This is a genomic window from Nocardia higoensis NBRC 100133 (assembly GCF_000308595.1).
Classification (GTDB): domain Bacteria; phylum Actinomycetota; class Actinomycetes; order Mycobacteriales; family Mycobacteriaceae; genus Nocardia; species Nocardia higoensis.
In genome coordinates this window covers 87799-100279 of record NZ_BAGA01000047.1, presented here as the reverse complement: position 1 = coordinate 100279, position 12481 = coordinate 87799, and the positions used below count along the sequence as shown (strand labels likewise).

Below are 12481 nucleotides of genomic sequence, written 5' to 3'. Positions count from 1 at the left end.
CGGGAATGTGTCTTACACGCGAAAACAGAAGGGGGCGAGACGGTTTTGCCGTCTCGCCCCCTGGACGGGAGTACCCGCGCACGAGCCGCCGCGACACCGCGTCACGGCGTCGCCGGGGCCCGCACCGGGATCAGTCGCGGGTCAGCTTGCGGTAGGTCACCCGATGCGGACGCGCCGCCTCCTGGCCCAGGCGCTCGATCTTGTTCGCCTCGTATGCCTCGAAGTTGCCCTCGAACCAGAACCACTTGGCCGAATTGTCGTCGTCGCCCTCCCAGGCGAGGATGTGGGTGCAGGTGCGGTCCAGGAACCAGCGGTCGTGGGAGATGACCACGGCGCAGCCGGGGAAGTTCTCCAGCGCGTTCTCCAGCGAACTCAGCGTCTCGACGTCGAGGTCGTTGGTCGGCTCGTCGAGCAGGATCAGGTTGCCGCCCTGCTTCAGCGTCAGTGCCAGGTTCAGGCGGTTGCGCTCACCGCCGGAGAGCACGCCCGCGGGCTTCTGCTGATCCGGGCCCTTGAAGCCGAACGCGGAAACGTAGGCGCGCGAGGGCATTTCCTGCTGACCGACCTCGATGTAGTCCAAGCCGTCGGAGACGACCTGCCAGACCGTCTTCTTCGGGTCGATGCCGGCGCGGTTCTGGTCGACATAGCTGAGCTTGACCGTGTCGCCGACCTTGACCGTGCCGCTGTCGGGCTGCTCGAGACCGACGATGGTCTTGAACAGCGTCGTCTTGCCGACACCGTTGGGGCCGATCACGCCGACGATGCCGTTGCGCGGCAGGGTGAACGACAGATCCTTGATCAGCTGACGGTCACCGAAGCCCTTGTCCAGGTGCTCCACCTCGACCACCACATTGCCCAGGCGCGGGCCCGCGGGGATCTGGATCTCCTCGAAGTCGAGCTTGCGCATCTTCTCCGCCTCGGCCGCCATCTCCTCGTAGCGACCCAGCCGCGCCTTGTTCTTGGCCTGGCGGGCCTTGGCGCCGGAACGGACCCAGGCGAGCTCTTCCTTGAGCCGCTTCTGCAGCTTCTGGTCCTTCTTGCCCTGCACCTCGAGGCGCTCGGCCTTCTTCTCCAGGTAGGTGGAGTAGTTGCCCTCGTAGGGGTAGGCGCGGCCGCGGTCGAGCTCGAGGATCCAGCCCGCGACATTGTCGAGGAAGTACCGGTCGTGGGTGACGGCGAGCACGGCGCCCGGGTACTGGGCCAGGTGCTGTTCGAGCCAGAGCACCGACTCGGCGTCGAGGTGGTTGGTCGGCTCGTCGAGCAGCAGCAGGTCCGGCTTGCTCAGCAGCAGCTTGCACAGCGCGACGCGGCGGCGCTCACCACCGGAGAGGTTGGTCACCGGCGCGTCCGGCGGCGGGCAACGCAGCGCGTCCATGGCCTGCTCCAGCTGGGAGTCCACATCCCACGCGTCGGCGTGGTCGAGGTACTCCTGGAGCTTGCCCATCTCCTCCATCAGCTCGTCGGAGTAGTCGGTGGCCATGAGTTCGGCGATCTCGTTGAAACGGTCCAGCTTGACCTTGACCTCGCCGAGGCCTTCCTCGACATTGCCGCGAACGGTCTTCTCCTCGTTCAGCGGCGGCTCCTGCTGCAGGATGCCGACCGTGGCGCCGGGGGCGAGGAAGGCCTCGCCGTTGTTCGGCTGGTCCAGTCCGGCCATGATCTTCAGGACGCTGGATTTACCGGCGCCGTTCGGACCGACGACGCCGATCTTGGCGCCGGGAAGGAAGTTCAAGTAGACATCGTCGAGCACGACTTTGTCGCCGTGAGCCTTCCGAACCTTCTTCATCTGATAAATGAACTCAGCCATATACGCAAGCCTATCGGTCAGGGAACAGGGGAACGAAAGTAGAGGCGGGCAGGGCGGACGCGGCGGCGAGCCGGTCCACTCGGGTCCGCCGGGGGCGTCACAGTCCGGTGGTGTCGGTGTTCGCCCCGCAGAGCACCACGACCGGCCGCTCACCGCCCGCCGGGACGTAGGCGCCACTCTGCACGGCGGCCAGCGCGGCCGCACCCGCCGGTTCCACCACGATACGGAACTCACGCCACAGGTACTCGCGCGCGGTGGCGATCGCGTCGTCGGTGACCAGCAGTGCGGACACATCGTAGTGGCGGGCCAGCCGCAGCGCGAGAGCGCCGACCCGGCCCGCGCCGAGAGTGCCGGCTCCGGCCGGCGCCGGACCGACGTCGACCGGCGCCTCGGCATTCAGCGCCGCCTGGAGAGCCGGCATGCTCGCCGGCTCCACGCCGATCACACGCTGCCTGCGCCCGTAGGCGGCGGCCAGCCCGGCGACCAGGGCACCGCCGCCCACCGCCGCCAGCACCGGCGGCCTGCCGCGCACCTGTTCCTCGAGCTCCAGGCCGAGCACGCCCGAACCGGCCACCAGGTCGGACTGGTCGTAGGCATGCAGCAGCAGCGCCGAGCGCTCGGCGGCCAGCTCCCCGGCGTGCAGTTCGGCCTCGCGGTAGGTGGTGCCCGACCAGAGCACCTCCGCCCCGTGCGACCACATGGCCGCGACCTTGGTGTGCGGCGCGGATTCGGGCACGACCACCGTGCAGGTCTTGCCGAGCCAGGCCGCGACCAGCGCGACGGCGATGCCGGAATTGCCGGAGGAGGCGATCACCACCTGATCGGCGCTGTCGGCGGCGAGCATCGCGTTCAGCGCGCCCCGTACTTTGAACGTGCCGGCGTGCTGGAGATATTCCAGCTTCAAGGAGACCGGCACCGGCCCGTTCGGGCCCGCCACCGAGGTGTGCAGCACCGGGGTCTTCCTGATCCGGCCGGCCGATCTGCGCCGGGCGGCGCGCACATCCGAGCGCATCGGCCGATCGGGTCCGCCGGAGGCCGGCGAGGGGTCGAGCTCGGTCAAGAGCTGCCCTCGCGCTTGCCCGCGGCGTCCTGCCGGGCCAGTTCGGCGTACATGGCGTTGTAGGCGGCGAGCTCGGCGTCGTCGTCGCGATCGGCCGCGCGGTCGAAGCGCTTGGCCGCGCGCTGGTCGCTGCGCGACCACTGGATGAGCAGCGCCAGCATGACCACCACCAGCGGCACCTCGCCGCTGGCCCAGGCCAGGCTGCCGCCGGTGCGCTGATCGCCGAGCAGGTCGGTGTGCCAGTCCAGGGCGAGGCCGCGGAAGAACCAGCCGCCCATCACCGTGGACATGCTCATCAGCGCGACGCCGAAGAAGGCGTGGAAGGGCAGGGAGCCGAAGACCATGCCGAGTTTGGTCAGCGGCTCCACCTGGCGCGGCTTGGGATCGATGCCGATCACCACCCAGTAGAAGAGATACCCGCTGATCAGGAAGTGCAGATTCATGAACAGGTGCGCGGCGTGCGAGTCGACGATCGAGTCGTAGATGCCGCCCATGTAGAGCGCGTAGAAGCCGACGATGAAGATCACCGAGGCCACGATCGGATGGGTCAGCACTCGCGCGACCGGGTTGTGCACCGCCTGCAGGATCCATTCCCGCGGCCCGGGCGGTGCACCGCGACCGGCGGGCGGCAGCGCCCGCAACGCCAGCGTGACCGCGCCGCCGAGCGCGAACAGGATCGGCGCCAGCATCGACAGCGACATGTGCTGCATCATGTGCACGCTGAACATGGCGGGTGCGTACCGGCCGATGCCCGAGGAGGTCGTGACCAGCAGCAGCGCGCACGCCGCCAGCCAGGCGATGGTGCGCCCCACCGGCCAGGCGTCGCCACGCTTGTGCAACCGGCGCACGCCGATCAGATACAGCACGGCCAGCACGATCGCGAGCGTGCCGAAGATCAGATCGAAGCGCCAGTCGAACAGCATCCTGGCCACCGTGGGCGGACCGGCGAGGTCGTAGCCGAGCTCCACCTCGGCCGGGGTCGGCACCGAACCGGGCGGCGGGGGCGGAGTCCGGCCGAGGCCCACCGCCAGTCCCATGGTGGCCGCGAAGATCAGCACCTCGATACCGGCGAACCGGATCAGAGCGCCCCGATCACGCGGGTTCGCGTCGAGAGCGGGCAGTGCGGCGCGGCGCTGGAACCAGCCCAGCACGCCGAGCACGATCAGCGCCAGCGCCTTGACCAGGATCAGCCGCCCGTAGGTACTGGTGAACAGTTCCGAGAAGGGCAGGCGTACCCAGGAGTTGATCACGCCGCTGAGGGCGACGACCACGAACGCGACGGTGGCGGTCAGCGAGAACCGGCGGGCGGCGAGCGCGGTGTGGATCCCGCCGCGCAACGCGTAGGCGAGCACCGCGAACAGCCCGCCCACCCAGACCGAAACCGCGACCAGGTGCAGGATCAGGCTGTTGGTGGCCACGTCGTGGGAGCCGCCCGACGAGGAGTGTCCGGTCAGGGCCAGCGGCAACATGGCGAGGATCGAGCCGCCGAGCAGGATCGGCGTCCAGCCCCAGCGCAGGGCCAGCCGCGCTCCGATCGCGACGATCAGCGCGAGCACGACGGTGGTGCGCCACGCCTGCGCGACATCGATCTGCCCGACGGCCCGCCAGAGTTCCTCCGGGCGCCAGATCTGCGCGACCGGCCTGCCGGTCGTGTCCGAGACGGTCAGCGGCACCAGCAGTGCCGCGCAGCACGCCCATGTCAGCGCGAAGTTCGACGCCATCCGCACGGCGCGGTAGCCGCCCGCATCGAGCAGCCCGTTGCCCTGCGGCGGGACCAGGAACGCGGCGAACAGCAGCGAGCCCACGGTCAGCGCGGCGGCCAGATCGGCCAGCGCACGGACGGCGGGCAGTCCGTAGGTGGTCAGCGTGCCGGGGTCGGGGATGCCGAGCAGGCTCAATGCCTGGGCCGCCGACAGCCCGACGACCAGCGCCGCCGTCACCGCGGCCACCGCCCCGTACACCACCGTCACAGCGGCGAAGCGGCCGGCCGCACTCGGCGCGGTATCCCGCGCCGCGATGGTTTCGACCGGCTCCGGGGATGAGGACATACGACTGAGCGTAGTGGGATGAGCGGGGCCACACCTGGCCGGGTTTGGCTGTCGCGGTGCCCGAAGAAAGAATTTTGTTTGTTTGCGGCGCACCAGGGGTACGCAGAGGAAGACCGGTGCGCCCTGTGCACCGGCGCGTCGTTGCGCCCCCGGCAGGAATCGAACCTGCGACCTAGGGATTAGAAGGCCCTTGCTCTATCCAACTGAGCTACGGAGGCAGTGCGTCCACCATGACCGACCACGGCCGTGGTGTCCACCGCGCGCAAGTATAACGATTGTCCAGATTTCCGACCGCCCGCGTCCGCGCGTGGGCGATTCGCCCGGCGCTTTCCACGGTGCGCGGCTCACCAGTCGATCAGGCCGAGGTCGTAGAGACGCTGGAAGACCAGCAGCGATCCGGGCGCCACGTGCCGCATGGAGGCGTACTCCCCGACCGTGAAATAACGCAGTTCGGCGATCTCGCCGCTGGGCCGGGGATCACCGGAGAGTTCGCCGGTGAAACAGGTCATGTGCAGCAGCACCCCGGGCGCGTGCCCGAAGGCTTCGGCTTCGAAGATGCCCAGCTGCCGATGATCGAGGACCGCGACGCCGAGTTCCTCCCTGACTTCACGGTGCAGGGCCTGATCGGGGGTCTCCCCCTCGTCGATCTTGCCGCCCGCCATGTAGAAGACCTCTTTGCCCGTCGAACGCGTCTGCAGGAGTCTGCGGTCACGGACATGGGCGAGGGCGGCGGTACGGATCACCGGCCCACCCTACGAGGGCCCGGCACAGCGCGGCGCGACGACCCACCGAGTCGTCGCGCCGTGCTGCTGCCGTCTCGGCGCCCGGCACCCGGGGACCGCTCAGCTGTCGACGGTCTGCGCCTGGAACATCCAGCGCATCTTCTCGAGTTCGGCCGTGATCCCGATCAGCAGATCCTGGGTCACCGGGTCGGCGGTGTCGGTGGCCTCGACCCGCTCACGCATCCGGCGCACCGCGATGTCGAGCGTGCTCACCACGGCCTCGACCACCTTGCGGTCGGTGACATAGCCGGCCGGGAATTCCGGCAGCCCACGCGACTCGGCCACGGTGGCGGCCCGGCCGTCCGGCGAGATGCCCAAGGCCGCACCGCGTTCGGCGATGGAGTCGGCGAATCCGCGGGCGGCGTCGACCAATTCGTCGAGCTGCAGGTGCAGTTCACGGAAGTGACGGCCGACGACGTTCCAGTGCGCCTGCTTGCCGATCAGCGACAGGTCGATCATGTCGGCGAGCGCGTCCTGGACGACGATGCCGACGACCTTCTGCTCGGCGGTTCCCAGAGGGGTGGTGATCGGGGTGGCGGACAGCATGGCGGTCATGAGCTACTCCTCTCGCTCAGAAGGCCCGGGGAGCCGAAACCCAGCTCCCGAGCTTTTCTGGAATGACTCAAGTTTATCGAGGAAGATCGCCCGCGGCCAGCGCCGGGAGCATGACCTCAGCCACACACCGCGGCGACCGAGTCGGCCAGCAGCCCCAGCCCGTGGGCCAGCTCGTCCTCGGCGATGGTCAGCGGCGGGATCAGCTTGACCACCTCGTCCACCGAGCCCGAGGTCTCCACCAGCAGTCCGCGATCGAAGGCGGCGCGGCAGACCTTGGCCGCTCGCGAGGCGTCGGCGAACACCAGGCCTTGCACCAGGCCGCGGCCTCGCACCGAGACGCCTTCGCACTGTGCCGCGATCCGCTCCAGCGCCGTCCACATCACCGCCGCCTTGGCTGCGGTGGCCCGCTCCAGCGTGTCGTCGGACCAGTAGTGCTCGAGCGCCACCCGCGCGGTGACGAAGGCCGGATTGTTGCCGCGGAAGGTGCCGTTGTGCTCGCCGGGAGCCCACTGGTCCAGTTCGGGGCGCATCAGCACCAGCGCCATCGGCAGCCCATAGCCGCCGATCGACTTCGACAGCGTCACGATGTCGGGGGTGATGCCCGCGACCTCGAAGGAGAAGAACGGACCGGTCCGCCCGCACCCCATCTGCACGTCGTCGACGATCAGCAGGATGCCGCGGTCGCGGCACAGCCGGGCCAGCGCGCGCAGCCATTCGACCCCGGCGACATTGACCCCGCCCTCGCCCTGCACGGTCTCCACGATCACCGCCGCGGGCCTGTCCAGCCCGGAGGAGGAATCGTCGAGCATCCGGCACATCCAGCCCAGGCTGTCGCCTTCGCCGAGGTATCCGTCGTAGGGCATCGGCGTCGAATGCGGCAGCGGCACCCCGGCGCCCGCGCGCTTGGCGGCATTGCCGGTGACCGACAGCGCGCCCAGGGTCATTCCATGGAAAGCGTTGGTGAAGTTCAGCACCGCCTGACGACCGGTCACCTTGCGGGCCAGCTTGAGCGCGGCCTCCACCGCGTTGGCTCCGGTCGGGCCGGGGAACTGCACCTTGTAGTCGAGCCCGCGCGGTCGCAGGATCAGCTCGCGCAACGCCTCGAGCAGTGCGCGCTTGGCCACCGTCGACATGTCCAGGCCGTGGGTGAGGCCGTCACCTGCGATGTAGTCGATCAGCGCCCGCTTGAGCACCGGGTTGTTGTGCCCGTAGTTCAGCGCGCCCGCGCCGGCGAAGAAATCCAGGTATTCCCGGCCGCGCTCGTCGCACAGCACGGATCCGCTCGCGGTGTCGAAGATCGTGGGCCATGACCGGCAGTAGCCGCGGACGTTGGATTCCAGCTCTTCGAATACGCTCGTCTCGGCGACAGACATCGACGATCCTTCCTGCCCCGCGCGCGAGCTCTCCGCGCTTGTGAAGCGCCTGCGTTTCTAACACTGCGCGGGGTCGCGCGCTGCGCTTTCACGGAAAATCGCCGACCACGGTGGACCGGACGTCACAGCCGGCGCACAGCCGCACTCGCCGGACCATCGCCACGCAGGACTCAGGCAGGCGTCTCGCCGTGCGCCGAGTAGAGGCTCACCTCGCCGTCCTCGCCGAGGAACGCGTTCACCAGCATGATGCCGTTCACCCGCAACTCCTCGGCCTCGGGCGCGGCGGTGGTGATGGAGATCTGCGGAATGGTCGCCCAGTTCACCACGTAGCGCTCCGGCGGTCCGTCGTCGTCGGACAGCCGCGCCAAACGGAACACCGAGACGGTTTTGCGAACGATGAGACCGCGCACGACCTCGGCGATTCGCTCGGGGTCTTCCAGCGCGAACAGAAAGCCGAAAGTCAACTCCGGCGAGGACACATAGGCGGGCACGAATATCGAGGTTAGCCGATCGGCGACCGCGGCGAAGGCTCCTGCGCGGAAACGGTTGCTCCGGGAATGCCCGACACCGAACCCGGCTCCGCGCCCGGGTATTCGCGTCAGCGTGCGGACGGCGGTCGATAACAATTCACCCGCGCCTCGGCAAATTGTGCGCGCAGCGGTTGCACGGCGGTGGCGGTCGCGCTTTTCTGGGTGAGGACCGATTACCGGCCGCCGATCATCCCTCGCAACGTCGCGAATTCTCCACGTACGCCCAGGGCTTCGCGCGACGGCGATGGTGGTGAGGCGGCCGAGGTCCGATCGCTGCACCACGATTACTTTCATACGAAAACCGTCGAAACAGGGGGCAACCGAATGCCGACCGATGCGGAACGGACCGAAACCGGCGCACTCCCACCACGTTCGGCGCTGCTGCACGCATTGCGAGCCGGCGCGGACCTGCCCGCCCGAGCCCATCCGGTGCTGGTGAACGCGCGCGCGCTGGCCGATTGTCACGAACGCAGGCTGCGCGCCCTGGCCCTCGCGCACAGCGCCGACAGTTCGTCGGTGTCCGCGGCGATCGTCTCCGCCGCCGTGGTCGAGGACATCGATCGCGAGCGCGCCACCGTGGTGGACCGGATCAACGCCTGGGTCGCCACCCATGTGGTGCACCGGCACGGCGCGTCGCTGCACACCGAGACCCTCGGCGCGGTGATCGACCGGATGGCCGCGAAATGGGTTGCCGCGCAGTCCTGCCTCGGCGCCGAGACCCCCGGGCGGCGGCGGGAACCGTTGTCCGGCACCGACGCTCACCTGCAATGGACCCGATTGGCCGAACTCGCCGACGGCTACCAGGATCTCGTCACCGACGTGGTCCAGCACCGCAGGCGCCTGCCGGTCCACTGAGGGGTGGACCGGCAGGCGCCGTGGGGAAATGGGAGCCGCGAGCTCAGCGGCGGTCGCCGAACTCCGGCCCGGCCGGGTCGCGCTCGACGATTTCGGCCTCGAGCAGATCGCCGGCGAGCGGATCCGCCTCGAAGGTGTCGGATCCGGGCGGAACCTGCTCGGCGCCGGATGCGGCCGCCGATTCCCGTGCGTCCCGCCGCGCGGCGGCGGCCGCCTCGTTCATCTCGATGGCGTCGGTGATCCACTCGCCGATTTCGCGGGTGACATCGGCGACCGTCGCGGTGACGATGGTCGCGATATTTCCGACGTGCCGCGCCCCCGAGGATGTCAATTCCTGAATCAGATCCTTGTTGGCTTCGAATTTTCCGATCATCGCGCGCCCACTTCGGTCGTCGTCTTCTGACGCACCACGATAACACCGGGAGCCGGTTCGGATTTCGTCAGGCGCGGCGGCAGCGCGAGCACGAAGATTTTGCGCCACACATCCAGAAGTTGCGTGTGCAACGGCCCTGTCTGATAGGGCAGACCGTACTTCTCGCACAGCGCGCGGACCTCCGGCGCGATTTCCGGATACCGGTTCGCGGGCAGGTCGGGGAACAGGTGGTGCTCGATCTGATGCGAGAGGTTGCCGCTCATGATGTGGAAGAGCCTGCTACCGGTGATATTCGCCGAGCCGAGCATCTGGCGGACGTACCATTCGCCCTTGGTCTCCTCGGCCGTCTCCTCCTCGGTGAACGTCTGTACGCCGGAGGGGAAGTGCCCGCAGAAGATGATCGAGTAGGCCCACACATTGCGCACCAGGTTCGCGGTGACATTGCCCGCCAGCGTGCTGAGCGCCAGCGGCCCGGTCAGCGCCGGAAAGATCACGTAGTCCTTGAGCGCCTGCTTGCCCGCCTTCCGCCACCAGCCCTTGACCAGCGGCTTCAGATCCGACCAGGACCGTTTGCCCCGGACGATGTTCTCGGCCTCGGCGTCGTGCAGCATGACGCCCCATTCGAACAGCATCATCAGCGCGAAGGCGTAGACCGGGTTGCCGAGGTAGTAGGGATTCCACTTCTGGGCCTCGTCCATCCGCAGGATGCCGTAGCCGATGTCGCGGTCCTTGCCGTGGATGTTGGTGAAGGTGTGGTGCAGGTAGTTGTGCGAGTGCTTCCATTGATCGGCCGGGCAGACGGTGTCCCACTCGAACTCGCGGGAGTTCAGGTCGGGCTCGCGCATCCAGTCGTACTGGCCGTGCATCACGTTGTGCCCGATCTCCATGTTGTCCAGGATCTTGGACACGCTCAGCGCGGCGACCGCGGCCAGCCACGCCGGGGGCAGGAAGCCCAGGTACATCAGGCCGCGCCCGGCGAGCTCGAAACCGCGCTGCGCCTTGATGATCGAGTAGATGTACTCCCGGTCGCGCTCGCCCAGCTCGGCGAGGACGCGATTGCGCAGCTCTTCGAGTTCCTCGCCGAGCTGCTGGACCTGCTCCGGGCTCAGGACCAGCGGGCCGTTCTCGGTCTCGGTCAGAATCGTCATGTCATCCCCTGAAGTCGTCTTTCGCGGTTGTGCGTCGTTCTCGGGTGTTCTGTCGTACTCGGATGTCGCGTTCAGATGTCGATGTCGACATCGCCGACCGGCGCGCTCACGCACAACTGGATCGGCTGATCGGGATCGGATCCGGTCTCGCCGGTGCGCAGGTCGCGGGTGCAGCCGGTGCGGCGTACGGCCGTGCAGGAGAAGCAGATCCCCATCCGGCAGCCGTAGTCCGGGCTGAGCCCCGCGGCCTCGGCCTGCTCGAGCAGCGCCGCGCCGGAGTTCGCGGCGCTCACGCCGCTGGCCGTGAACCGCACGGTGCCGTGCGCCTGTGCCGGATCGACGGGCGCGGTGACCAGCGTGAACTCCTCACTGTGCAGCCGGTTGCCGAGGCTTTCGGCCTCGTAGACCGTGCGAACCGCCGCCATCAGCGCGGGCGGGCCGCACATGTAGGTCTGGGCGTCGGCGAACCACGGCGCGACCCGCTCGAGTTCGTCGTACCCGAAATGCGCGTCACCACGCCCGGGGTAGCGCATTTCCAGCCGCAGCCGCGGGTGCCTGCGCGCGAGTGCCGACAGTTCCGGCAGATGCGGCACCTCCTCGGGCGAGCGCGCGTAGTGCAGGAAGGTGATCTCGCCGCGGTGCTTCTGCTCGACGAGCGTGCGCAGCATGGACAGTACCGGCGTGATGCCGCTGCCACCGCTGATCAGCAGCACCCGGCCGGGCCTGCGGTCCGGCAGCACGAACACGCCCTCGGCCTGCGAGAGATCCACGACATCGCCGGGGCGCGCGTGGGCGTGCAGATGCCGGGAGACCAGACCGCCGGGGTGAGCCTTGACGGTCAGCCGCAGCGTGCGGCCGGTGGCGCCCTCGGCATCGATCGGCGAGTAACACCGGGTGTGACGCACGCCGTCGATCACGACGCCGATGCGCACATACTGACCCGCCGCATGGCCGCGCCAGCGTCGTGGCGTGCGCAGAGTAAGCGTGACCGAGCCGGGCACCGAGCGGTCCACCTCGGTGATCTCGGCGCGCAACTGCCGCACGGTGAGGGTCGGACGGACGAGTTCGAGGTATCGGTCCACCGGATGGGGGGTGGTCAGGGTCTGCACCAGGTCGATGAGATCCACCATTGCGTTCTCCGTACTTGTCGTCACGGGCGTGCTGCCGTCGGTGGCAAAGGGAGGAACTGTTCAAGTTTCAGTGCACGCTTGTACACTTCTCCAGTGTGACCGACCTCCCGGTACCGGTGTCAACCGGCAAACGCTGTGACGCGAGTAACAACAAAGGCCAGAAAGTATGGTGAACGCACGTATGCTCACCGTGATGACCGAGCAAGCAGCAACCCGAACCGAACGCAAGGAGCGCACCCGCGCCGCACTCCTCGACGGCACCCTCGCGCTGGCCGCCGAGCGCGGTTTCGCGGCGCTGAGCCTGCGCGAGATAGCCCGCTCGGCCGGCATCGTGCCCACCGCCTTCTACCGGCACTTCGCCTCGCTGGACGATCTCGCCGCGGCCCTGGTCGACGAGGGCGTCACCGCGCTACGGCTCGCGTTGCGCCAGGTGCGCCGCCGCACCGACACCGGTCTGGCCGACACCGTGCGCTTCGTCTTCGATCAGGCCGAGGCCAAGCACGCGCTGTTCGGATTCCTGACCCGCGAGCGCCACGGCGGATCGGCCGCGCTGCGCAGGAACATCGCCCGAGAACTGCAGATGATCGTGCGCGAACTGGTCACCGACATGTCCCGGCTGCCCGCGCTCGACGACTGGAGCCCGCGCGATCTGGAGATCGCGGCCGAACTGATCGTCGGCACCGTCGCCGACGGCGTCGCCGCGGACGTGGCGGCGCAGAGTCCGCGCGAGCGACTCGCGATCCGCGAAGCGACCGTTCAGAAGATCCGGCTCATCGCGCTCGGCATGGACAACTGGTGGCCGCCCGCCCAGCGCTGAGAA

Annotated in this window: 12 protein-coding genes and 1 tRNA gene; 2 read left to right on the top strand and 11 right to left on the bottom strand. The window is 68.6% G+C overall.

Translation table 11 applies throughout. The features are described from left to right. Positions 1-130: 130 nt before the first annotated feature. From ettA to ON26_RS06040, 8 genes are all read right to left on the bottom strand, one after another. The gene (gene ettA, locus ON26_RS06075) at positions 131-1807 is read right to left on the bottom strand and encodes an energy-dependent translational throttle protein EttA (protein ID WP_040794972.1); all 1677 of its coding nucleotides are present in this window, start codon (positions 1805-1807) and stop codon (positions 131-133) included. A 97-nt stretch (positions 1808-1904) separates the two neighbouring features. Then, the gene (locus tag ON26_RS06070) at positions 1905-2867 is read right to left on the bottom strand and encodes a serine/threonine dehydratase (protein WP_245545743.1); all 963 of its coding nucleotides are present in this window, start codon (positions 2865-2867) and stop codon (positions 1905-1907) included. After that, entirely contained in the window at positions 2864-4915 is a 2052-nt protein-coding gene (locus ON26_RS06065; protein WP_040794971.1) for a bifunctional copper resistance protein CopD/cytochrome c oxidase assembly protein, read from the bottom strand. Before ON26_RS06065 ends, ON26_RS06070 begins: the two co-directional genes overlap by 4 nt. Before the next feature lie 144 nt (positions 4916-5059). Beyond that, positions 5060-5133 (bottom strand) — tRNA-Arg (locus tag ON26_RS06060). 126 nt (positions 5134-5259) lie between these two features. Beyond that, a complete protein-coding gene (locus ON26_RS06055; RefSeq protein ID WP_040794970.1) occupies positions 5260-5658 on the bottom strand; it encodes an NUDIX hydrolase in 399 nt (132 codons plus the stop codon). Positions 5659-5757: 99 nt separating this feature from the next. After that, positions 5758-6252 carry a Dps family protein gene (locus ON26_RS06050; RefSeq protein ID WP_040794969.1) on the bottom strand — a complete coding sequence of 165 codons (495 nt, stop codon included), beginning with the start codon at positions 6250-6252 and terminating at the stop codon, positions 5758-5760. A 116-nt stretch (positions 6253-6368) separates the two neighbouring features. After that, complete coding sequence (ectB, locus tag ON26_RS06045; protein ID WP_040794968.1) at positions 6369-7625, bottom strand: diaminobutyrate--2-oxoglutarate transaminase; 1257 nt, start codon at positions 7623-7625, stop codon at positions 6369-6371. A 170-nt stretch (positions 7626-7795) separates the two neighbouring features. Continuing rightward, positions 7796-8116: a hypothetical protein gene (locus ON26_RS06040; protein WP_040794967.1), complete on the bottom strand. Its 321-nt coding sequence runs from the start codon at positions 8114-8116 to the stop codon at positions 7796-7798. A gap of 363 nt (positions 8117-8479) precedes the next feature. Here ON26_RS06040 and ON26_RS06035 point away from each other — a divergent pair, with 363 nt between their 5' ends. After that, positions 8480-9010, top strand: a complete 531-nt coding sequence (locus tag ON26_RS06035) for a DUF4254 domain-containing protein (protein WP_040794966.1) — start codon at positions 8480-8482, stop codon at positions 9008-9010. 43 nt (positions 9011-9053) lie between these two features. Here ON26_RS06035 and ON26_RS06030 read toward each other — a convergent pair whose 3' ends face one another. From ON26_RS06030 to ON26_RS06020, 3 genes are all read right to left on the bottom strand, one after another. After that, positions 9054-9383 (bottom strand): hypothetical protein, encoded by a 330-nt coding sequence (locus tag ON26_RS06030; protein WP_040794965.1) that lies wholly within the window; start codon positions 9381-9383, stop codon positions 9054-9056. Beyond that, on the bottom strand, positions 9380-10531 hold the full coding sequence (locus tag ON26_RS06025) for a fatty acid desaturase family protein (protein ID WP_040794964.1): 1152 nt from the start codon (positions 10529-10531) through the stop codon (positions 9380-9382). Before ON26_RS06025 ends, ON26_RS06030 begins: the two co-directional genes overlap by 4 nt. A 71-nt stretch (positions 10532-10602) precedes the next feature. Further along, complete coding sequence (locus ON26_RS06020) at positions 10603-11661, bottom strand: ferredoxin reductase (RefSeq protein WP_051026736.1); 1059 nt, start codon at positions 11659-11661, stop codon at positions 10603-10605. Between the two features lie 193 nt (positions 11662-11854). On the opposite strand from ON26_RS06020, the gene ON26_RS06015 reads away from it, so the two are divergent. Then, positions 11855-12478: a TetR family transcriptional regulator gene (locus ON26_RS06015; protein ID WP_083883782.1), complete on the top strand. Its 624-nt coding sequence runs from the start codon at positions 11855-11857 to the stop codon at positions 12476-12478. Positions 12479-12481: the final 3 nt, after the last annotated feature.